This window comes from Alteromonas sp. McT4-15, from assembly GCF_020515205.1.
Classification (GTDB): domain Bacteria; phylum Pseudomonadota; class Gammaproteobacteria; order Enterobacterales; family Alteromonadaceae; genus Alteromonas.
This window is the reverse complement of sequence record NZ_JAJALG010000010.1, coordinates 43,005-65,654: the sequence shown is the minus strand read 5'-3', so window position 1 is coordinate 65,654 and position 22,650 is coordinate 43,005. Positions and strand designations below refer to the sequence as shown.

The following is a 22,650-nucleotide window of genomic DNA, read 5'->3' as shown; positions in this document are numbered from 1 at the left end:
TATAGTTAAATTCGACACTGGTGGCAGTGACGTAATAAATACGCTGGGTCTGTGTGAATATTTGAATAATAATTAAACAGTCTGATTGACAACTGATCATCAGCACCCTATAACAACAAATGAAGTCGTAAGCGTTACGCTAATTTTCGGGAGAAGTAGACATGTTGGGATACGACGATAAGCGAAATTTTTTCAGGATGATGGTAAATTCGCCTTGTCAGTTGCAGATCACTGACGATGAGTCGAGCCGCACCATGCAGGCAATGTGTAAAGATATCAGCGCAACAGGTATGTCGCTTGAAGTAGATGAGCCATCTATAGAAGTGGGTACCCAAGTAAGCGTAGCGATTGAGTCATCGAGCTCGCAAATACCGTCTTTGGCAGCACTTGCCACGGTAGTACGTTGTGAGCCTGAGTCTGAATCGAGCTGCGTAATCGGCGTTGAAATCTCTCAAATGAAATAAGCACCGAAACGGCAGTCTAGCCGTTTCACCTTCAAGGCGAGTTGTGTTGCTCGTCTTATGTGCCAATCTAAAAACTTGAATATCCTGTTCGAGTAAATCCATTTTCTTCTTTTTTCGTATTTAATAATAATTCTCATTAACGATTTGGTCCGTTATGGTGGACAAGAGGGTTATTTTGATGAAAAAGACAGTAACATTCGCAATTTTGCACTTCAGTGTCGCATTCACAGTGGCGTATTTGCTGACGGGCAGCGCAGTAGTGGGGGGCGCGGTTGCGCTGATTGAGCCGGCAATTAACACTATAGCCTTTTACTTTCACGAGTTGGTTTGGAAAAAGTTTGAGCAGCGAGGGCACGTGCATCAACAAAGCAAACGTGCCTCTATTCGACCTCGCACTCAGTTCACACTATAGAAAGCTATTGCTGTAAAACAGTGGTTAGCCCACTATCTAAAGCGTTACCGGTAGGAGAACTAATTGTCGGTGACTTCGCAAACCAAGCCTTTAAGGTAGTATCCTTCAGGGTAGCTTCCAATAATTGGGTGGTCAGATGCTTGATTGAGTCGTGCAATAATTTTTATTGTGCGCCCTGCATCAAGTGCGGCGTCTGCGACCACTTTTTGGAAAAGATCTTGGGGCATTAGCCCTGAACAGCTAAAGGTTAATAGCAAGCCGCCTGATTTTACTGCATGGATGCCATAAAGGTTGATGTCTTTATACCCTCGCGCAGCGCGATTGAGTGACGCTTTGTTATCAACGAATTTGGGCGGATCTAAAATCACCATATCGAATTGTGTGTTGCTGTCATGATATTCACGAAGTGCTTTAAATACATCTTGATTCACATAACTGGCTTTGTTTTCATCAAATCCGTTAATTGCTACATGGTGTTTGGCAAGGTCAAGTGCGGGCTGTGATACATCAACGTTAGTTACCGACTTCGCGCCACCGGCTAGGGCGTAGCATGAGAAAGTACCTGTATAGCTAAAACAGTTTAAGACATCCGCATCTTGAGCGTAATGCGCGGCGGCAGCGCGGCTGTCTCTTTGGTCGAGGTAAAAGCCTGTCTTATGGCCGTTCTCTATATCAACCACAATATTGATACCGTTTTCTTTTACCGTCACCTGCATAGGTGGTTCGCCATGAAGAACGCCGGTGACTGGCTCAAGTCCTTCTTTTTTACGTACGTCAACATCGCTTCTTTCATATACATGAACGTCGGGCATCAGTTTCGTAATGGCCCAGACAATTTTGTCTCTGTGTTTTTCAGCACCAGCACTTAACAATTGTACTACCGCTACATTGTCGTATACGTCGATAGTAATGCCGGGCAGACCGTCACTTTCAGACGCTATCCAACGAAATGCATTCGTCTTTGCAGGGTCAAAAAGACGCCTACGCAGTTGTAATGCCGTTTCTAAGCGGCGTAGAAAAAAGCCGTTATCAATGCTTTCTTCTTTTTTGAATGTCCACATGCGCACACGAATTTTAGAGTTTGGAGAAAACGCGCCACGCCCTAACCAGTCACCTTCAGCATCAAATACGTCGACGGTGTCGCCCATACGCGCGCGTCCTTTTACTTCGGCAACGGCACTTTCAAAAACCCATGGATGCTTGCGACGAAGTGATTTGTCTCGGGATGGCTGCAAAATGACGTGTGCTGACATGTAGTTTCTCGTGTGTAATCGTGTTTCTGTTGTGAGGGCGCGATTATACGCAAATCCCAAAAGACTTAAATCGTTAAATGGTTGTTGGTGGATGCCAATAAACATTGCATTGTTATGAGTCAACGCGCACAGTATTGTTTGAGTATAGACACAGATGTCGAGGGTGTTACAAAAAAACGAAACGGAGATTGTAATGCAGTTTGTCGATTATGAAAAAGGGTGTGGACCTGACAAGTTAACCGTTAAATCACAAAAAGGGTTAACAACACCTTTGGACAAAGTGAAAGTTGAGGTTCGCGCGTTTGGTATTAATCGCGCCGACACGCTTCAGCGTCAGGGGCATTATCCTGCGCCACCTGGAGAAAGTACCATACTGGGACTTGAGGTTTCTGGTGTTATTAGTGAAGTCGGCGATAACGTCAGTAAATTTAACGTGGGTGAGGCCGTTTTTGGGCTTGTCGCTGGAGGAGGCTATGCCAGTGAAGTCATTGTAAACCCGGCGCACTTAATGCGTATCCCGAAAGCGATGGCTTTTTATGAAGCCGCAGGTTTGGCTGAAGTATTTCTAACTGCGTTCCAATGTCTGCGAACTATTGCACATATTAAACCGGCCGAATATGCGCTTATTCATGGTGGAGCCAGCGGCGTTGGTCTAGCGGCTACGCAACTATGTCAGTACTGGGGTGTGCATTGCGCAGTAACGGCATCTAGCAGCGATAAACTTGCATTGTGCGGTCAAAATGGTGCTGAGCAGCTTATTAATTATAAAACGCAGGCGTTTGATGAGGTATTAAGAGAAACATGGCCGCAAGGCGTCAATATGGTGCTTGATATGGTTGGAGGCGACTACCTCAATCGAAACCTAAAAGTACTCAAGCAAGACGGTTTGGTGGTGTATCTTGCAATGCTGGCAGGTCGCTATGCTGACAATCTTGATTTGGCGTTGCTATTAGGTAAAAGAGCCTCCATTGTCGGCACGACATTGCGCAATCGAAGTGATGAGTATAAAGCAGATTTAATTCACGATTTTTCAAGTGTGTGCTTAGACGCTTTTAGTACCGGTGATTTGCAAGTAAACATTGATACTCATTATGAGATAAAAGACATTGATAAGCCTCACGTACGGTTAGAGAACAACGATACGCAAGGCAAAATTGTGGTGTCGTGGTAGAGCTTAAAAGCCGTACTTAATTAGCCAGTGAAGCCTACATCTACCTGGGTAGGCTTGGCTTCTGCCGCATTGCGGGCCAGTTCATCACATCGCTCGTTTTCTGGATGCCCAGAATGGCCTTTCACCCAATGCCAGTTAACATTGTGTTTTTTTACTGCTTCGTCAAGGCGCTGCCACAAGTCAGCATTTTTGACCGGCTTTTTATCTGCAGTACGCCAACCGTTCTTGCGCCAATTGTGGATCCATTGATTAATACCGTTTTTAACGTACTGGCTGTCAGTGGTCATCTCTACATTACACGGCTCAGTTAAACTGTTTAGTGCTTCAATAGGCGCTAACAATTCCATACGGTTATTCGTGGTATGAGCAAACCCGTCACTTAGCTCTTTGCGGTGTTGCTTATAGATAAGTACAGCACCATACCCTCCAGGACCAGGGTTTCCCAAACATGAGCCGTCGGTATAGATGTGTAAGGTTTTTAGCGTCATTAGGTTCCTTTTTACTGCTGTAATAACTATTACAGACAGTGCTACTTTTTTATCTGTCTTGATATAATCGGTGCATTTCCCTTAGCGTCTTGCAAAGGGGTTGATATACTATCAAAAAATGAAAGCGTAATAATAGTAGAGGTTCCATGCGCCAAATTGTTTTAGATACTGAGACCACAGGTATTGAGCCAAAAGAAGGCCACCGTATCATCGAGATTGGGTGTGTTGAAGTTGTGAACCGTCGTCTTACGGGCAACCACTTTCATGTTTATATCAATCCAGGTCGCCATATTGAACAAGAGGCCATTGAAGTTCACGGTATTACTAATGAATTTCTGGCGGATAAGCCCACATTTTCTCAAGTCGCTCAAGAATTCGTGAGCTTCATTAAAGGTGCCCAACTCGTTATTCACAACGCGCCGTTTGACGTTGGCTTTATGGATCATGAGTTTAATATGGAGCCTGCCACGAAAGGGCTTATTACTAGCAATATCTGCGACGTACTCGATACCCTGGTATTGGCGCGTCAAATGCACCCTGGTCAGAAAAACAACCTAGATGCGTTGTGTAAGCGCTACGGGATAGATAATAGTCACCGAACGTTGCACGGCGCTTTGCTCGATGCTGAAATTTTGGCAGACGTATATCTGTTAATGACCGGTGGGCAAACCAAGCTGAAACTAGCCTCAACGGGAAGCAGTGATGCAGATTCAACTGCTATTCGACGTATTCAACGCAACGCAAATAAATTAAAGGTTATTAAGGCTAGCGCCGATGAATTAACACAGCATGAGGCACGTTTAGACATTGTGCAAAATGCAGGAGGCAAATGCTTGTGGCGTCCCGAGCCTGAAGACGTGTCTTAAATTCGCCAGTAGGGCAGTGTTACCTATCAACAATTCAAAAAAATGAATGCAGGAGCAGCTAAGCGTGAAAGTGTGGTTTTATAGTGTACTTTTTTTATTAACCTTTATGCACACACACGTCGCTGCGCAATCACAAGCTGCACAGCAAGATGAGGCGCGCCAACGGCTCGACGGTGCTGTGCAAGCTACACCAGCGCAAAATCCTTCTTCACAAAACTCACAGAACCAAAATACAGACTCACAGGAAGAGCAAACTAATTTATCACCGTTGAGTGATTTAGGTGATGAGTACACTAACTCTATTGAGCTGTTACGTAATCGTTTCAGGGTGGACTACAACGTAGAAGAAGTCACCATGGTGTTTTTTAGAGAGTATGGTTCAGCGCCTGTGGTACTAGTGCGACCTGATGGCTCCAAGTTGTTTCAAAGCCGAGTAGATGAAGAGAAAGTAGAGTGGTACGACGCCGATACTTTCGACATGATCAAAATAAAGAACCCAGTCCCTGGCCCATGGCAAGCTGTTGGTCAAGTGTTGAAGGGCAGTAAAGTGATGGTGTTATCCGATGTGCAATTGCATGCGGATCCATTACCTACGCTCTTATTCGCTGGCGAAATATTAAAGTCTACTGCCTATTTAACTAACGGCGGCAAGCTTATCGAGAACAAGCAGTTTAGGAATGTTGTCGATTTAGATATTGAGTTCATAAGTACAAACAATCCCAATTACGATAATTTTGGCGCAGACGATCAAAACATAGCAACCTTTCAAGACAATGGTCGGGGCATGGATGAGCGTCCGGGTGATGGCATTTTTACAGGTCAGTTCAACTTAAAAGTGGCTCCTGGTGAATGGAAACCTATTTTTCGGGTGAAAACACCGATGTACACCAGAGAGCAAGAAGGCCCAATGGTTATCTTGCACAGAAACCCAGTTTCAATTGACGTTGAGCTTGATGGAGGCGGTGCGGGTTATCACAAGATTATTATCGACGTGAACCGAGAGCTGGTTGATATCGAGTCGCTGTTAGTTGACGGCAAAATACGTTTTCCAAATTCAGATATGCAAAATTTCTCGCTTACCGAAGGCGGTAGCGAGCCCAGAGAACATCTTATCGTTGCTTATGAAGAAGGTATTTTTCGCGTAAAGTTAACGGCCTACGGTACGACGACGGATGGACGGGATTTTATATTAGATGTACCGGAGTACACCTTCTTAGCTGAAGGCCCAGCAGAACCCGAAGTCGAAGACCCCCTTATTGATGGTAACGATCCTATCGTTGATGGGAGCGAACCTCTTGTTGCTGACATGCAAAACGCTGACAGTGAAAAGATGCCAGAAAAAGATGAAATGGATCCAACTACGTTAACGTTGCTGCTTGTGGCAGTAAACGGCTCCATTTTATTACTGGGTATTGTGGTTGCTGTGGTTATTGTACTGAAGCGTAAAAAAGGTAATAAAGCTAAAGCAGCACCCGTGAACAAGGAGAAAAGTCCCACCACTGATGCTGATCTTACTATGGAAGGCCAACCTAAAGGACTGATGAAGCTTTTTGGCATATTTAAGAAAAAGCCAAAAGAGAGTGCGAAATAGGAATAGGTTGGTTCTGCTAACTATTGTTTAGAATTTGGTGGCGTTAATTTATTCACTTTGAATTATATTTCGTCACAATGTCTAAATTACAGGCAAACAAACCGCAGATGACAATTTTATTAATAAAAAGCGTTGACTCCACATGGGGGAATACGTATTATCTGCGCCGCAGTCAGGGGACAGGGCAACAACAGCCAAGTCAAATGACTGATAACATTGAAGATGTGGAGCGGTAGTTCAGTTGGTTAGAATACCGGCCTGTCACGCCGGGGGTCGCGGGTTCGAGTCCCGTCCGCTCCGCCACTCTTTCAATGGTATAACTAAAAGGTCTTCGGAGCGGTAGTTCAGTTGGTTAGAATACCGGCCTGTCACGCCGGGGGTCGCGGGTTCGAGTCCCGTCCGCTCCGCCATTTAGTTATACAGCGCATTCTCGATTATGTGGAGCGGTAGTTCAGTTGGTTAGAATACCGGCCTGTCACGCCGGGGGTCGCGGGTTCGAGTCCCGTCCGCTCCGCCATTAATCGAAATAAGCGCGCTTCCCATTATGCGGAGCGGTAGTTCAGTTGGTTAGAATACCGGCCTGTCACGCCGGGGGTCGCGGGTTCGAGTCCCGTCCGCTCCGCCATTTATCTTTAGGTTTCATTCATCCAGAAATTAAAGATAAATGGCAATTTCCCCTTTCAAAATAATTCCTTTTAGATATCTCGTACAAGTACGTCTTTTTCAGATATAAATCTGTTTATACTTATTTTTAGTCTGTCTTTTGCGCAATCACACCAAAATGCTATGCATGCTTTTATTTTTCCATTGGTGTTGATAGGGTTTAGCGATACCATTTACTTTTGAAAAGAACGAGAAGATTTACCCCATGCAGGATGTGCTACTTTGCCGCAATATACATAAGACTTATAACGAAGGAAGTACAGCCACACCAGTGCTTCACGATGTATCGTTATCTATTAAGGCCGGTGAGCACGTAGCCATACTGGGCAGCTCTGGGTCGGGTAAAAGTACACTTTTGCATATACTTGGCGGTCTCGATCAGCCCTCCAGCGGTGAAGTAGAGTTTAAAGGGCATAAACTGCATACCTTGTCGCCTAATGCATTGGCTAAATTACGCAATGATGAAATGGGGTTTATTTATCAGTTTCATCACTTACTTGGTGAATTTAGCGCACTAGAAAATGTAGCAATGCCTCTTCGGATCCGCGGGCTTTCTGCTAAAGCAGCGCAAGAGAAAGCACAAGTATTGTTAAACGAAGTCGGGTTATCTCACCGTCAAGCGCATTTACCATCGGCAATGTCTGGCGGAGAACGCCAGCGTGTAGCCATTGCTAGAGCACTGGTTACTGAACCTTCTGTTGTATTGGCCGATGAACCAACCGGCAACCTAGACGATTCAACGGGCGAACAAATCTATCAGCTACTTACCTCACTAAGTGAAAAAAAGAAAACCGCATTTGTCGTAGTAACACATGACATAGCGCTGGCAAGTAAAATGGATCGCGTATTAAAAATAAAAGATGGTCAACTTGTGAGTAACCAACCCGCTCAGGAGCCAGTGTAATGCTGGCATTGGAATTGGCCAACCGCTTTAGAAAAACGCGTGCACAACAACGATTTATTTCCTTTATCTCAATGTCATCAACCGTTGGTATTGCTCTTGGTTGCTTTGTACTTATTGTGCTGCTAAGTGTCATGAATGGCTTTGAAAAAGAGCTTACTAACCGAATTTTGAAAGTCATACCTCACGGCGAATTGTTTAGTGTAGATAGCCGAGGAATTGAACATTTAGATGCTCAACTCTATCGTTTTCAGCAAGACCCTCAGATTGCAAAAGTGACGCCTTACACAACACTCACTGGCATGTTGCAATACAAGGGCGAGTTAAAGGCGATTGGCATAACGGGTGTGCCAATCACTAAAGGTGAAAACCCCTATGAAGACCAAGTTTCCAAGGCGCATTGGCAGCAATTTGTCGCCACACCTTCTGGTTTGTTGTTAGGGCAGGGGATTGCAAGTACGTTGGGCGTAAAGCCAGGAGATTCGTTGCAGGTTCTAATTCCACAGGCCACATCAGACTTAACGTTTAAAGCGCCAAAAAGTGTCAAATTAGTGGTGAGTGGCGTGTTATCTATTGGTGGGGAACTCGATAATCAAATAGGACTCATGCACCTTCAAGCTGCTTCTGAAGCAGCGGGTATTGTTGCTGAAGCGCAAGGCATTCGATTTACTTTTAATGACCCTTTTATCGCATACCAAAAAATGCGCGATATAGGCTATAGCTTCCCACAAGCGGTGTACATGTCTGACTGGACACGAACACAAGGACACCTTTACAACGATATCCAATTAGTTAAGGTTGTCGTTTATATAGCACTAACACTCGTTATTGCTGTGGCCTGCTTTAATATTGTGTCGTCGCTGGTAATGGCCGTACGAGAAAAACAATCTGCAATTGCGATTTTGAAAACCATGGGAGCGACAGATGGTTTGATCCGCAATGCGTTCATATATCAAGGGCTGATTAATGGCGCGATTGGTATAACAGCTGGTGTATTGGCAGCGTTATTAGTTGCACCAAATTTGTCCAGTATTGTTAAATCTATTGAAAATGCCTTGGGCGTAGAAGTGCTGTCTGGCGACATTTACTTCATTGATTTTCTGCCGTCGAGTTTGCATTGGCAAGATGTGGTTATTACAGCTGTTGTGGCGATGATACTTAGCGTGGTTGCAACACTGTACCCAGCGCACAAAGCAGCCAAAGTAAACCCATCTTCTGCATTGCATTAATACAAAGCCGCATAGAAACCGGTTAGAAACCGCATAGGAGCTTACTTACTCTGAGCGGGTAGGCTTTCTGCGGGTTACCATGACCTAATCAGACACGCACAAAAAAGGCAGCGTTTACGCTGCCTTTTTGCCTGTGTACATGTCTAGGTGTTTTTCTCGAAGTGTTCAAAATCAACATCTTCTTCTTTAAGCCCTGCTTTCGGGTCGTTAAACACCTTTTCGTCAAGATCACCTTCACTTTTTGCAACAATACACGACACCATACAATCGCCGGTAATGTTAACTGCCGTGCGCGTCATGTCTAGCAAGCGGTCTACACCAATGATTAAGGCAATGCCTTCCACCGGCAAGTTCACTTGTTGGAGCACCATGGCAAGCATAATCAACCCTACACCTGGTACACCGGCTGTGCCGATAGACGCAAGCGTTGCGGTAAGGATAACCATGAGGTAGTCACTCATGGAGAGATCGACGGCATAAACCTGTGCAATAAATACCGTAGCAACCCCTTGCATTATGGCTGTACCGTCCATGTTGATAGTCGCACCCAACGGCAAGGTGAAAGATGAGACAGAGTTACCGACACCTAACTTATTTTTGGCGGTTTCCATGGTTACCGGTAAGGTAGCGCTGCTACTTGAAGTACTAAACGCAAACAGCGCGGCGTCACGCATTTTTCTAAACAACATAATTGGGCTTAAGCCGGATAGAAGCTTAAGCAAAATTGAGTAGGTTGCGAGTCCGTGAATAATTAACACTATAAATACGAGGCCGAAATATTTAACTAAATCATAAATGGTCTCGGCACTTACGGTTGCAAACAACTTAGCCATTAACACAAATACACCGTATGGCGCCAAGTTCATAATAATGGTTACTAAGCGCATAATTACCGTGTTGATATCTTCAAAAACCGCCGTAAGACGCTTTCCTGCATCGCCAGTCATAGCCATTGCTATGCCAAATAACACAGCAAATACAATGATTTGAAGCATGTTGCCCTGTGCCATTGAATTGATGGGGTTACTAGGGAACATGTTCACAATAACATCAGACAAACTCGGGGCTTCTTTGGCCTGATACACGACGTCAGTACTCAGATTTCCACTCTCACCTGGAGGGAATAGCAATGCCATACTCATAGCCAGTGTTATCGCAATGGCTGTTGTGACAATATACAAACCAACAGATTTTGCCCCCAGACGACCCAGCTTACTGGGGTCTGACAGCGTGCTAGTACCGCATATTAGAGAAACGAACACCAAGGGGACAACCAGCATTTTCAAACTGGCGATAAATATTTGTCCTAAGGTAGAAAATATACCTTCGACAAGAATGTTATACGTTGAGAACTCGAAACCGAATACCGAAAACGCAAAATCTCCGCTATCATCAAACAGTAATTGAAGTAAGACACCAATCAAGATACCGGCAGCCATGCCGATAAAGATGCGAGCGGTTAAACTGTATTTGTGTGCAGATGAAGACATTAATGTTTCCTGTACATTTTTTATATTTTTAATCACCCGTAGTGTGCCAGATTCAGTTGATTTTTAAACATAAAAAACGACGCAATTGTCAATAAAAGAGGTTCAGGAACGAATTATGTCGACATTCGCGAAGACGCTAAGCGTATTTAGCGCAATATTTATGCTAACAGCATGTGGTGGAGGCGGTTCGTCAGTCTCTCGAGATGATACCGACACGGGTAACGGTGGCGGCGGTGGTACGACCACACCTACTTATACAATTTCTCTTGCTCTGGAAAATGCGTCCGGCGATAGCGACAATAATTTATCTGAAGACAATAGCTTAACCGTTGTTGCAACGGTAAGAGATCAAGACGGAAATGCGCACTCAGATGCACTATTAAGTTTTTCATTGAGCAATGCCGCGCTAGCTGAGTTCGCCAACGACACGGGTACGGCTCGTACTAACGACAGTGGCGTGGCGCGCATTGGGCTAAATGCCAGCACCGCGTCAGGTGATGGTGAGATAACGGCGAGTTTGAGCACGGGGGAAACCGGAAGTACAACGTTCTCGGCTACCGCAATATCGACTACACCAACCGAACTTACTGTAACCCTTACATTGCAGAATGCCGCAGGTGAAGAAGATAACAATTTAACCTCAAACAACGAGTTGGTAGCCGTTGCCACAGTGACCGATGCCTCGGGGGCGCCACAAAACGATTTGCTGTTAACCTTTTCACTTAGCAACGACGACTTAGCCGAGTTTTCCAATGACACCGCGACCGCACTTACCAGTGATGAAGGGGTTGCTACTATAGGTATGTCAGTTGGCACTGCATCGGGTGATGGGCAAGTCACGGTTACAACGGCATCTGGCGAGACAGCTTCTACTACATTTAGCTCGACAGGTAGCACAGTGGTTAGTGAAGAGCCGGCTACGCTAGAACTTTACGCAAACAGTATTCAATTGGCGTCTAGCGGCAGCGACGAAGTCGAGTTAATTGCGCTAGTCAAAAATGACCAAAGTGTATTGATGGAAGGTGTGGATGTGAGTTTCTCTGCTCAGTCAGGGGCAGGTGTAGAGTTGCAATTAACTCAACCGCAAACTGAAGCTGATGGCACTGCACGCGCTATTTTAACCTCACAAAACGATGCGTCTAATCGCACCATCACTATTACTGCTTCTGCGGGTTCACTAACACAAACCGTTGATATCACCATTACCGGCACTGAAGTAACAATTAACGGTGCATCATCGGTAATTCTGAACGACAGTGTTGACTATACTATTCGCGTACAGGATTCAGACGGAACATCTATTTTGAACCAAGATGTGGTGTTAACTGCAACGAATGGGTCACTTAGCGCTACCACCGTGAATACTGGTGCAAATGGTCAAGCAACTGTGACATACACGGCATCTACGTCGGGTGAAGATACGATAACTGCGAGCGCACTAAATGCAGATGCAACCTTTACCGTTCAAGTACAACAAGACGAGTTTAACTTTATAAACTTGCCTACAGAGGAAGTGCCTGTAGGACAATCGCAAACAATTACGGTCCAGTGGCGACAAAACAATACACCTGTAGTTGGTGAAAACATTACCTTTAGTGCATCGCGCGGTGTAATCTCAGGTGGCCCTACTGTCGTTACCGATTCCAACGGTCAGGCGACTATTGACATTAGCTCAACAAATGCCGGAATCTCCTCAATTACGGCAACAGCTAATGATGGAAGTGGTAACGTATTGGTATCTGCGCTTACCCAAATTGAGTTTATTGCGACCACACCACACACAATTCTTGCAGACGCGTCATTAGATATACTTGGTCCTGATGGGCAGACAAGTACTATTAGCGCAGTGGTGCGAGACGAAGCAGGCAATTTGGTCAAAAATAGCGTGGTTAACTTTACTGTTTCAGATGTGTCGACAGGTTTTGTGTCTCCATCACAAGCTACAACCGACAGCAAAGGGATTGCAACAACTGTATTCACCTCTGGTTCTGTATCATCTCAAGAAGCTGTGGTAATTACTGCTTTTGTTGCAGATGACCCAGCTATTGAAGATGACGTTGTGCTTACCGTTGGTGCACGAGCGTTTGATATCTCTATTGGTATAAGTAATGAAATAGAAAAGCCAAACTCAACATCTTACACGAAACGATTTGGTGTATTTGTATCAGATTCAGTAGGTCGTCCAGTGAGTGGTGTGAATCTTACTGCATCAGTAAGTCCAGTTAAATTTGTGAACGACGGCGAATATCGCACTGGAAGCTGGTTCTTCGATGAAGATGACTCTATCTGGGTTGCAGTCACTAACCAGAACTGTAGATCGGAAGATATCAATGATAATGGTATTTTAGATACCACACCGAGTGATGAAGACACTAACGGCGATATGCAATTGACCCCAGGTTTGGTAGGTACAATTTCGTTTGCAGGTGATGCAATTACTGACGAAAACGGTTATGCAGAGCTTGAGTATATTTATCCGAGAAGCTATGCAGTATGGTACGACGCTACCATTACGGTATTTGGTCAGTCGACGGGCAGTGAAGCTAGAGCAACGATGCAATATACGTTAGGCATTTCTGGCGATGATGTTACCGACGAAGGTGCTCCGCCACCGCCCAATCCGTTTGGAGTCGAAGATCAATGTACCGAAGTAACGCCATAGGGTCTTTAAGGCATATGCGGTAAATTAGAAAATAAAAAGCCGGCTTTAAAGCCGGCTTTTACGTTTGGTTTATCTTTTCCCTTATTTTACCCTTGCTGGAAGGGGTAAACAGAGCCGAGTTTCAATAGCTGTGTTAGCTCATCAAGTGCGGTACGTGACTCAATAAGTAACTGCGGATCGCGCAAGTCATCTTCACTAAGCTGATCGCGATAGTGTTTGTCTACCCACGCATTTAATCGTGCAAATTGTGCGTCGTTTATTAAAGTATTTTGATTAACCGCTGCTAACTCTTGGTCATTCATCGCAACACGCAAGCGCAAACAAGCGGGGCCACCACCATTACGCATACTTTGTTTAACATCGAAATAATTTACCGACGTAATTGGTGTGCCTAATGTGACAAGCTTGTCTAAATAACGCTTAACCGCGTCATTTTCTTCACACTCAGTCGGCGCAATAATAGTCATTTCGCCACTTGGTAGCGTAATTATTTGTGTGTTAAATAAATACGTTTTAACGGCGTCTAATACCGACACTTCATCGGTGGGGACTTCAATGAAATGCAGTGGCTCATCACCAAATTTCGCCTGCAGCTCTTTTAGGCCCGCTTCTTTTTGATAGAACGCTTGCTCGTGGAAAAACAATACGTTTTGGTTACCCACCGCAATAACGTCATTGTGGAAAACACCTTGGTCGATAACATCAGGGTTTTGCTGCATGTAAACAACGCCATCATCATCTAGACCATGCAAGCGCGCAACGGCTTGGCAAGCTTCGAGTGTTTGACGGGCTGGGAATTTTTTAGGTGCAGGCTTGCTGGTGTCAAATGCGTGACGGCCATATACAAATAGCTCAACACCTGCTTGGCCGTAGTTGCTGCACAAACGCGTATGGTTAGCGGCACCTTCATCACCGAAATGTTCATTGTCAGGTAAGTGCTGGTGATGCGCAAAATGCTTTTCGTTCGCAAAGGTCCCGCGCAGAATATTACCCGTGACTTGTGGTTCTAATGAACGGTGAAACTTATTGGTCAAGTTTGCAGGCGTAAAGTGAACGCGACCATCTGCAGTATCGGCACTAGGAGACACCGTGGCGGCATTTGCCGTCCACATACTACTAGCAGAGCAACATGCTAAGAAAATCTCGCGAGACTGCTTCGCAGCGCTTTCTAGCACTCGTGCATCAGAGCCTGTAAAGCCTAATCTGCGCAATGCGGCAATATCTGGGCGTTCTTGCGGCGCTAAAACCCCTTGAACCATTCCCATATCTGCTAGCGCTTTCGCTTTAGCAAGTCCTTGCTTGGCGGCTTGCTTCGGGCTACTTACAGCATTTGCATTGTTCAAAGAAGCAACATTACCAAATGATAAGCCAGCGTAGTTATGGGTAGGGCCAACAAGGCCATCAAAATTGACTTCAAACTGCTTCATACATTCCCTCATTTTTGGTGTTTTCTCATTTGGCTTCTATGCTGCTAAGGCGATAGGAAAGACAAATGATGCACTTTTATTGCCCAGTAGGCTTAGGTTAGATGTGTCAAACTTCAATGCAAAAGCGCACGGTTGGGTTGACGCATGCTAGGTTGTAATGGCTGGCATTATACGGCTTTTAAAGGCAATGCCAATCGAGGTGGTTAAATTTTGAACGGTTTTTGTGCGCGTTTAAAGCAGTAGAAAGAATAAGTATGAAGAAGATCTTGTTTTCCATTCACTTTGTAGATATATGTTAAAAAAGAGCGAGTACCCTATATATAGTGCAAGGTTGCTCCAATTTTCAGTATTTGACGTAATAAGTCATTTAAAATCAATAGGTTTAGTTCAATTATATGGCAAAATCACTGGTCATAGTCGAGTCACCAGCCAAAGCGAAAACGATAAATAAATATCTTGGCAAAAATTTTATCGTAAAAAGTTCGGTTGGCCACGTGCGAGATCTTCCAACGAAGGCTTTAGGCAAAGTAGAGCCTAAAAAACCAGCAAAAGAACTCAAAACTTTAAGCGAAGACGAGAGACAAGAATACCTTCGCCGACACGAATATTTAAAACTTGTAGACAGAATGGGTGTCGATCCAGAGAAAGACTGGAAAGCACACTATCAGGTGCTACAAGGCAAAGAAAAAGTCGTTAATGAGCTTAAAAAGCTGGCTAAAGATGCTGACACTATCTATCTCGCAACCGATTTGGATCGCGAGGGAGAGGCGATTGCATGGCACTTGCAAGAGTTGCTAGGTAAAAAAGATAAGACCTATCAGCGTGTGGTATTCAACGAAATCACTAAGAATGCCATTCAAGATGCGTTTTCAGACCCAGGTGAGCTCAACATTTCTCGGGTTAACGCCCAACAAGCTCGTCGATTCTTAGACCGCGTTGTCGGCTTTATGGTGTCTCCGCTGCTGTGGAAAAAAATCGCGCGCGGCCTTTCTGCTGGACGCGTTCAGTCGGTTGCTGTTCGCTTAGTAGTTGAGCGCGAGCGCGAGATTAAAGCCTTTGTTCCTGAAGAGTTCTGGGATGTACATGCCGACTTAACAAGTAAGGAAAAAGCGGCCCTTCGCATGCTGGTTGCCAAGCATCAAGGGAATGCGTTTAAGCCTAAAAATAAGGCCGAAACTGATAAGGCACTGGCCGCCTTAGAGGGGGCGAACTATACCGTTGAAAGCCGTGAGTCGAAGCCTACACAGAGCCGTCCTTCTGCACCGTTTATTACCTCGACATTGCAACAAGCCGCAAGCACGCGTTTAGGCTTTGGTGTTAAGAAAACCATGATGATGGCGCAGCGACTTTATGAAGCTGGCTACATCACGTATATGCGTACCGATTCGACTAATTTGAGCCAAGAAGCACTGGATAGTGCACGTGCTTATATCTCAGATAATTTTGGCAACAAATATTTACCTGACTCACCTATTCGCTATGGCAGCAAAGAGGGTGCTCAGGAAGCGCACGAAGCTATTCGTCCATCTAATGTAAGTATTAGCGCTGCAAGCTTAGGTGACATGGAACGCGATGCACAGCGATTATACGAACTGATTTGGCGTCAATTTGTGGCGTGTCAAATGACACCAGCTAAGTACGATGCAACAACCATTAAGGTTGCTGCAGGTGACTATGAATTAACTGCAAAAGGCCGTGTGCTTAAGTTTGATGGTTGGACGCGTGTTCAGCCGCAGCTTCGCAAGAAAGGCGATGAAGAATTAATGTTGCCTGATGTGCAAAAAGGTGACGTGCTTAACTTGAAAGCACTTGATCCTAAACAGCATTTTACCAAGCCAGTAGCACGCTTTAACGAAGCGTCGTTGGTTAAAGAGTTGGAAAAGCGTGGTATCGGGCGTCCTTCTACTTACGCTAGCATTATTTCAACTATTCAAGATCGCGGTTACGTTCGTTTAGAAAATAAACGTTTCTACGCAGAGAAAATGGGTGAAATCGTTAACGATCGTCTAATGGAAAACTTCGACGATTTGATGAGCTATGACTTTACTGCAAACATGGAGCAACAGCTTGATGATATTGCAGAAGGCAATAAAGATTGGAAAGACGTACTGAACGACTTCTACAGCGGTTTTTATGGCAAGTTGCTGAACGCCGAAAAAGACCCTGAAGAAGGCGGTATGCGCTTAAATCAAGCTGTACCTGCGGGTATAGAGTGTGACAAGTGTGGCCGAGAAATGAATGTGCGTACAGCTTCAACAGGAGTATTCCTGGGCTGTTCTGGCTACAATCTGCCGCCGAAGGAGCGTTGTACTAATACGATGAACCTCACACCAGGTGATGAAGTGGTGAAGGTTGATGATGAAGAAGAGCTGGAAACAGAAGCACTTCGTTCTAAAAAGCGTTGCCCTAAGTGCGGTACGGCGATGGACAGCTACCTTGTTGATGAAACGCGTAAGCTTCATGTCTGTGGTAACACGCCAACGTGTGATGGCACATTAGTTGAAACCGGCACCTTTAAAATAAAAGGGTATGACGGGCCCATTATCGAGTGTGATAAATGCGGCAGCGATATGGAGCTTAAAAACGGTCGATTCGGTAAGTATTTCGGATGTACTAACGAAGAATGTAAGAACACGCGTAAATTGCTGCGCAACGGCGAAGCCGCGCCACCTAAAGAAGATCCCGTTGATTTGCCGGAATTGCCGTGTGAAAAGTCAGACGCACACTTTATGTTGCGAGACGGCGCTTCGGGTATTTTCCTAGCTGCACACAACTTCCCTAAATCGCGTGAGACACGCGCGCCAAAAGTGGAAGAGTTAGCACGCTTTAGAGATAGAATTTCACCGAAGTTCTATTATCTGGCCGATGCGCCAAAAACCGACCCTGACGGCAATGCTGCTATCGTGCGTTATAGCAGAAAAACCAAACAACAGTATGTTATGTCTGAAAACGAAAATGGCAAAGCAACAGGTTGGTCAGCGTGGTACGACGATGGTAAGTGGCAGGAGCAAGCGGCCAAAAAGCCAGTTGCAAAACCCAAGGCAAAGAAAAAATAAGCATTTAGCTTGTTAACACGCTCTTACAAAGCCCGAGTTTTTCTCGGGCTTTTTGCGAGTAACCAAAACGTTGTACAATACCAAAAACGTTTACGTAGTAGAGAAAAAGCATGGCCTCATTACAAGACCAATTGCTCAAAGCTGGTTTAGCAGATAAAGCGACAGCAAAGCAAGCACGCGCAGACAAACGCAAAAAGCAGAAACAAAAGAACAAACAAAAGCAGCCCGTGGTAGATGAAGCCACTATCGCGGCCCAACAAGCAGCTGAAGAAAAGAAAGCGCGTTCGCGCGAATTAAACCAGCTTCAGCAGCAAGAGCGTGAAAAACGCTCTATAGCGGCACAAGTTCGCCAACTAATTACCGTTAATAAGCAAGACCGTAAAGGCGACACTGTGTTGAACTTCACTCATGACAACGTGGTAAAGCGTATGTACGTGAGTGAAGAAATGCATAAACAAGTGACAAAAGGGCGTTTAACCGTAGTGTTACTTGATGATGCCTATGAACTTGTACCTACGCCGGTGGCTGACAAAATTGCCCAGCGCGATGAAAGTTCTGTAATTTACCGCGCTGACCTTGATAAGAGTGGTAACGATGGTAAAGATGAAGACGAGGACGATTGGTACGCAGACTATGAAATTCCTGACGATCTTACGTGGTAATTGATTGAGTCTATGAGCGTGTCTGAATTCTTAAAACAGTCGTGTACTGATGGCGTGACGTATCAATTGGTTACGCCGTCAGCGCGCTTTGAACCTAGCTATCGTGATTACATTGCTGAGTTAGGCGATGAAGAGCGCTATCCGTTTGTGTTAGATCTCGATGCGTCAGATTTCAACCATTATCTTGACCGTTTAGAAGCCTTTCGATTAGGTGTTGATCTCCCTAAAGGGTATGTAGACAGTGCTACATTCTGGTTAGTGCGTGGCAACACCTTGCTAGGTGTGTCTAATCTTAGACAGCGTCTGAATGCCGAAATAGCCCATGTGGGCGGTCATATCGGCTTAGGAATAAGACCAAGTGCCCGTGGCAAAGGTTTGAGCACACTGCTGCTAAGATGGACATGTGAAATAGCAAAATCACGCCATATTGGCCACGCCAATAACAGTCAATTACATGTTCATTGTTACTTTGATAATCACGCATCGCAAAACATGATCAAATCAGTGGGTGGAGTGCTTGATTCAACCATAGAGGTAGGCGATATCAAAGTGGCGCGATTCATCATCGAGATATAACGTTAATCGGTATCGACTTTAGTTCGAATCTAACTACGTGTAGTTTCGCAATCCAACAATCTTGTCTATAACTAGATAAGCAATTCGCCGTGAATTTCCTGAGGCTGGCCAGTATGCGCTTTTGTATGTCGAGTATCCGCTCTTTCTTTTTTGCCATGCTGTTTGTTAGCACGCAGAGCATGGCGGGTTTCTTTAACATTACAGTGAACAATGTGGGAGGCTTATCGTCCTCTCAAGCCGACATTTTCGATGATGCTGTGAACTTTTGGGAATTCGTACTGCCAGGTGTCCAAAGCGCGCTCAACCTCAATTTAGTTATTTCTGCCAGTGGCGAAAACATCGATGGGGTTGGAAATGTGCTGGGCTCAGCGGGGCCAAGCTCAATCGCACAGGCGCTTGACGTTGGCATCATTTACACCACTCGCGGTACTATGCGCTTCGATACAGCCGATCTTGATGCGCTTGAGCGGGCAAATTTACTATTTGATGTTGTTGTACATGAAATGGCGCATGTCATTGGCTTTGGTACGTTGTGGGATGCGGGACGGTATTTTCCTGGCACGCAGAATGTCTACGTACAGGGTTCAGGTCGTTACACTGGCGAATATGCCCTTGATATCTATCGACAAGAATTTGACTCAGGTGCTGATTTTGTTCCTGTGGAATTAGATGGCGGACCCGGTACCGCAAACGGCCATTGGGATGAAGGTTGGCCTGGTGGCGCGTCTGATCTCATGACAGGCTATTTAGGGCCAGTTCCTACCACGATAAGTAACACAACAATCGCTTCATTTGCTGACATTGGCTACCTTACAATCGTAACTCACGCGGTGAGTTCGCCATCAACCCTTGGGCTTTTTGCACTTGCACTTTGCTTTTGTTTTGCCAATCGCAAAAAAGACATCACGCTAAGCCGTTCTGCAATATGATAACTACGCTTCACCACACGCCAGTGCTATCGACGGCAGGTGAGCGTCTGATGACCTCGTGTCGGAAAGGGTAGAGGTTGTCTATGCTTATTGCGTTTTCAACAGTGATGTGAATAAAGCGTTCAGCGCCTTCAAAGTCAGGCAGCGTGGCCGTCTCCCAAATGACAGTGGCATTACCTTGTATAAAGTGAAGCGTACCCGTCGTGTTTTCAAAAAAGCATAATCCCACACGTCCATCTAGTACAATATTGCCAATAGTGTTAAAAAACTTGTTTCCACTAAAATCAGGTATGAGCAATGAATTAGCCTCAACGTTAATAAAACCTGATTTTCCACCGCGATGAGACACGTCTATACCTTCATTTGAATTATGCCCAAGCGTGGCGTGACGCGATGCAATATAAAAGGTTTCAGCCGTTGACACCACCTGTTGCAGATGAGTAGTGAGGCTCTTGTACCGTTGAACATTTTTGTGAGTTACTTTCTCCAAAGCGCCTGAGTTACTGACTTTTTGCGTGTCTCTGGTATGAATATACTGTGGGCAGTTACCAAAACTCTGCTCAACAGATACATGAATATCACTCCCCTTTAAGTGGCTTATTACGCCATTGAGCCTATTACGTCTTCGGGTCGCGAGCTCTAATCCAAGTATGCCTATTTTACTGCCAGTGTTAACATCAAGACCCAGTAGCGTATCGATTAACGCAAAGGCGCTCTGAGACAAGCCAAGTTGCAAGCGCGTTTCAGAAGGTGAGCGAACGAACCCCTCATCTCCCCAGACAGGTAACGCGACAGGGTGACCAGATTGGTCGAGTAGTCCTACCATCATTAATGGCCCGGATTCAAAAAATGCTCTGTGCTGGGCTGGCATAAAGGGGCGAATAAAGCCTTGTGTTCGTTGCGCTATCGTTTTGGAGATCCCTAACGTATCTTGCGCAAACACTTCGCCCTCGTGAAACACGGGTACTAAACTGTCTGAAGAATGAGGCGTTTTCATAATTTATACTCGAGCTTCTGCAATTTCTGAACTCGGCATAGCAACAAAGCCAGGTAACGCTTGAATGTTGCCAATCCACGCATTGATATTGGGGTAGTTAACTAATGAAACGCCACCTTCTGGAGCGTGAGCAATATAACTGTACATCGCGATATCTGCTGCAGTTAGTCGATTACTTACCAAGTACTTTTCGTTTTGCTCGGCCAGATGGCGCTCCATAGTCGTCAACAATGAAACCGAAGTCGCGAGTACACGTTCAACATCAATAGTTGCACCAAATACATACTCTAGTCGTGCTGCGGCTGGCCCGCGTGCGAGTTCACCTGCAGAGACTGAAAACCAACGCTGAATGGCTGCGATTTCTTGTGGAGTTTCCCCTAACCACTTTGAAGGCGCTGAAGTATATGCGCTTGCTAAGTAATTAAGAATGGCGTTGGAGTCTGATAGCGTAACGCCACCATCTTGAATAACAGGGACCTGACCAAATGGATTCATTGCTAAAAATGCATCACCTTTGTGTTCGCCGCTGCCCATATCGGGCTCTACGGTAGTAAAAGGCACATCGATGAGGTGCATAAATAAGGACACCTTATGGCAGTGTCCAGATTTGATATTTTGATAAAGGGTGATAGGTGAAACTGTATTAGTAGACATAAGTTCGTCCTCGTTTACGGGTTAAAGTTCAAGTTCAGATAGGCTTACAAAGTCATGTGGGCGCGTAGCACCTTCCCAGATTAGACGGCGTATATTGTTAGGTGCATGTGATAAGGATATTGCTAATTCATTGGAAAATAATTGTGTATTTATGAAAGTTATTATTTCATTATCTGTAATAATTGGGGGTGAGTGACGAAACGTGACGGGAGAGAACGATGGACAAGCTATTTGCAATGAGAGTGTTTGTTACTGTCGAAGCACACAATAGTTTCGTGTTAGCGGCTGAAGCCCTGACTATTTCTGCGCCAGCGGTAACTCGAGCTGTGTCTTGGCTTGAACAATCGCTGAATACGAAGCTGTTTCATCGAACGACACGGCGAATTCGTTTAACCGAAGCGGGAGCGCAGTATCTCACTCACGCAAAGCGGCTCCTTGAAGACATCGATCAGATAGAAGCACAAGTGGCGGGTATTCAAATAAAACCCAGTGGCGTATTGAACGTTACTGCGCCTATATTATTTGGCGAGCGCTATGTAACGCCCATAATTGCCTCGTTTTTACAGGATTTTCCCGATGTGTCTGTTAATGGATTTATGTATGACAATATTGTGGATTTGATAGAGCATAATATCGATGTGGCCATTCGCATCGGTAAGCCTAAAGATTCGTCATTATTTGCAACAACAGTGGGTTTTGTTGGCCGAGTGACCTGCGCTTCGCCTCACTATTTGCAAAAGAATAGCCCTATAATCACGCCTGAAGATCTAAAACAGCATACTATTGTGTATCCCACGCGCTTTAATGAGCCCGCCGTGTGGACCTACCACAAGAAAGAAAAACCGATAACCGTAAAGCTAAACCCTCGGTATCAGTGTAATCAAAATAGAAGCGCAATTAACGCGGTTAAGCGCGGATTTGGCGTAACGCGATGCATGTCGTATCAAGTGGCAGAGGAGCTCGCAAGTGGGGAGTTGGTAAAAGTACTGGATACCTATGAAGACACGGTATTGCCTATTCAAGCCGTTAGTCTTGAGGGACGTCACAATCAAGAAAAAGTAAAACTTTTTATTACCTATATAAAAAATGCACTGGCAGAAAACACCTACCTAAACGCAAAAAACTAGTTGCGCGACTATTTTATTGATCTCCATCAAAT

At 45.1% G+C, this 22,650-nt stretch carries 19 protein-coding genes and 4 tRNA genes; 17 read left to right on the top strand and 6 right to left on the bottom strand.

Going from position 1 to position 22,650, the window contains the following annotated elements; genetic code table 11:
• Positions 1-161: 161 nt before the first annotated feature.
• Entirely contained in the window at positions 162-464 is a 303-nt protein-coding gene (locus tag LHL20_RS09850; protein ID WP_159625017.1) for a PilZ domain-containing protein, read from the top strand.
• Between the two features lie 178 nt (positions 465-642).
• Entirely contained in the window at positions 643-876 is a 234-nt protein-coding gene (locus LHL20_RS09845; RefSeq protein WP_226433179.1) for a DUF2061 domain-containing protein, read from the top strand.
• A gap of 59 nt (positions 877-935) precedes the next feature.
• Here the strand turns inward: LHL20_RS09845 and LHL20_RS09840 are convergent, their stop codons facing one another.
• Positions 936-2,129, bottom strand: coding sequence for a class I SAM-dependent rRNA methyltransferase (locus tag LHL20_RS09840; protein ID WP_226433178.1), 1,194 nt, complete (start codon positions 2,127-2,129; stop codon positions 936-938).
• Between the two features lie 193 nt (positions 2,130-2,322).
• Between LHL20_RS09840 and LHL20_RS09835 the strand changes: the two genes are divergently transcribed.
• Positions 2,323-3,300: an NAD(P)H-quinone oxidoreductase gene (locus tag LHL20_RS09835; protein ID WP_226433177.1), complete on the top strand. Its 978-nt coding sequence runs from the start codon at positions 2,323-2,325 to the stop codon at positions 3,298-3,300.
• A 20-nt stretch (positions 3,301-3,320) separates the two neighbouring features.
• Here LHL20_RS09835 and rnhA read toward each other — a convergent pair whose 3' ends face one another.
• Entirely contained in the window at positions 3,321-3,788 is a 468-nt protein-coding gene (gene rnhA / locus LHL20_RS09830; RefSeq protein ID WP_226433176.1) for a ribonuclease HI, read from the bottom strand.
• A gap of 146 nt (positions 3,789-3,934) precedes the next feature.
• On the opposite strand from rnhA, the gene dnaQ reads away from it, so the two are divergent.
• The 8 genes from dnaQ (at position 3,935) to LHL20_RS09790 (ending at position 9,038) form a co-directional block, all read left to right on the top strand.
• The gene (dnaQ, locus tag LHL20_RS09825) at positions 3,935-4,654 is read left to right on the top strand and encodes a DNA polymerase III subunit epsilon (RefSeq protein WP_202265233.1); all 720 of its coding nucleotides are present in this window, start codon (positions 3,935-3,937) and stop codon (positions 4,652-4,654) included.
• 106 nt (positions 4,655-4,760) lie between these two features.
• Positions 4,761-6,245 carry a TIGR03503 family protein gene (locus tag LHL20_RS09820; protein WP_226433175.1) on the top strand — a complete coding sequence of 495 codons (1,485 nt, stop codon included), beginning with the start codon at positions 4,761-4,763 and terminating at the stop codon, positions 6,243-6,245.
• Between the two features lie 226 nt (positions 6,246-6,471).
• Positions 6,472-6,548, top strand: a tRNA-Asp gene (locus LHL20_RS09815).
• A 30-nt stretch (positions 6,549-6,578) separates the two neighbouring features.
• Positions 6,579-6,655, top strand: a tRNA-Asp gene (locus LHL20_RS09810).
• A 30-nt stretch (positions 6,656-6,685) separates the two neighbouring features.
• Positions 6,686-6,762 (top strand) — tRNA-Asp (locus tag LHL20_RS09805).
• Between the two features lie 31 nt (positions 6,763-6,793).
• Positions 6,794-6,870: transfer RNA gene (locus LHL20_RS09800), tRNA-Asp, on the top strand.
• A gap of 243 nt (positions 6,871-7,113) precedes the next feature.
• Positions 7,114-7,812, top strand: coding sequence for a lipoprotein-releasing ABC transporter ATP-binding protein LolD (lolD, locus tag LHL20_RS09795; RefSeq protein WP_226433174.1), 699 nt, complete (start codon positions 7,114-7,116; stop codon positions 7,810-7,812).
• On the top strand, positions 7,812-9,038 hold the full coding sequence (locus LHL20_RS09790) for a lipoprotein-releasing ABC transporter permease subunit (RefSeq protein WP_226433173.1): 1,227 nt from the start codon (positions 7,812-7,814) through the stop codon (positions 9,036-9,038). The genes lolD and LHL20_RS09790 overlap by 1 nt, the downstream gene beginning before the upstream one ends.
• Before the next feature lie 143 nt (positions 9,039-9,181).
• Here the strand turns inward: LHL20_RS09790 and LHL20_RS09785 are convergent, their stop codons facing one another.
• Complete coding sequence (locus LHL20_RS09785) at positions 9,182-10,528, bottom strand: dicarboxylate/amino acid:cation symporter (RefSeq protein ID WP_226433172.1); 1,347 nt, start codon at positions 10,526-10,528, stop codon at positions 9,182-9,184.
• A 115-nt stretch (positions 10,529-10,643) separates the two neighbouring features.
• Here LHL20_RS09785 and LHL20_RS09780 point away from each other — a divergent pair, with 115 nt between their 5' ends.
• The gene (locus LHL20_RS09780) at positions 10,644-13,190 is read left to right on the top strand and encodes a beta strand repeat-containing protein (RefSeq protein WP_226433171.1); all 2,547 of its coding nucleotides are present in this window, start codon (positions 10,644-10,646) and stop codon (positions 13,188-13,190) included.
• A gap of 86 nt (positions 13,191-13,276) precedes the next feature.
• On the opposite strand, the gene astB is transcribed toward LHL20_RS09780, so the two are convergent.
• Complete coding sequence (astB, locus tag LHL20_RS09775; RefSeq protein WP_159624984.1) at positions 13,277-14,617, bottom strand: N-succinylarginine dihydrolase; 1,341 nt, start codon at positions 14,615-14,617, stop codon at positions 13,277-13,279.
• Positions 14,618-15,012: 395 nt separating this feature from the next.
• On the opposite strand from astB, the gene topA reads away from it, so the two are divergent.
• The 4 genes from topA to LHL20_RS09755 all read left to right on the top strand — a co-directional run bounded on the left by topA (position 15,013) and on the right by LHL20_RS09755 (position 19,840).
• A complete protein-coding gene (gene topA / locus LHL20_RS09770; protein ID WP_226433170.1) occupies positions 15,013-17,673 on the top strand; it encodes a type I DNA topoisomerase in 2,661 nt (886 codons plus the stop codon).
• Between the two features lie 110 nt (positions 17,674-17,783).
• On the top strand, positions 17,784-18,335 hold the full coding sequence (locus LHL20_RS09765) for a DUF2058 domain-containing protein (RefSeq protein ID WP_226433169.1): 552 nt from the start codon (positions 17,784-17,786) through the stop codon (positions 18,333-18,335).
• A gap of 12 nt (positions 18,336-18,347) precedes the next feature.
• The gene (locus LHL20_RS09760) at positions 18,348-18,911 is read left to right on the top strand and encodes a GNAT family N-acetyltransferase (protein ID WP_226433168.1); all 564 of its coding nucleotides are present in this window, start codon (positions 18,348-18,350) and stop codon (positions 18,909-18,911) included.
• Positions 18,912-19,000: 89 nt separating this feature from the next.
• Entirely contained in the window at positions 19,001-19,840 is an 840-nt protein-coding gene (locus tag LHL20_RS09755) for a leishmanolysin-related zinc metalloendopeptidase (protein WP_226433167.1), read from the top strand.
• Positions 19,841-19,850: 10 nt separating this feature from the next.
• On the opposite strand, the gene LHL20_RS09750 is transcribed toward LHL20_RS09755, so the two are convergent.
• Positions 19,851-20,837: a pyridoxamine 5'-phosphate oxidase family protein gene (locus LHL20_RS09750; protein WP_226433166.1), complete on the bottom strand. Its 987-nt coding sequence runs from the start codon at positions 20,835-20,837 to the stop codon at positions 19,851-19,853.
• A 3-nt stretch (positions 20,838-20,840) separates the two neighbouring features.
• A complete protein-coding gene (locus LHL20_RS09745) occupies positions 20,841-21,491 on the bottom strand; it encodes a glutathione S-transferase family protein (RefSeq protein ID WP_226433165.1) in 651 nt (216 codons plus the stop codon).
• 218 nt (positions 21,492-21,709) lie between these two features.
• On the opposite strand from LHL20_RS09745, the gene LHL20_RS09740 reads away from it, so the two are divergent.
• Positions 21,710-22,618, top strand: coding sequence for a LysR family transcriptional regulator (locus tag LHL20_RS09740; RefSeq protein ID WP_226433164.1), 909 nt, complete (start codon positions 21,710-21,712; stop codon positions 22,616-22,618).
• Positions 22,619-22,650: the final 32 nt, after the last annotated feature.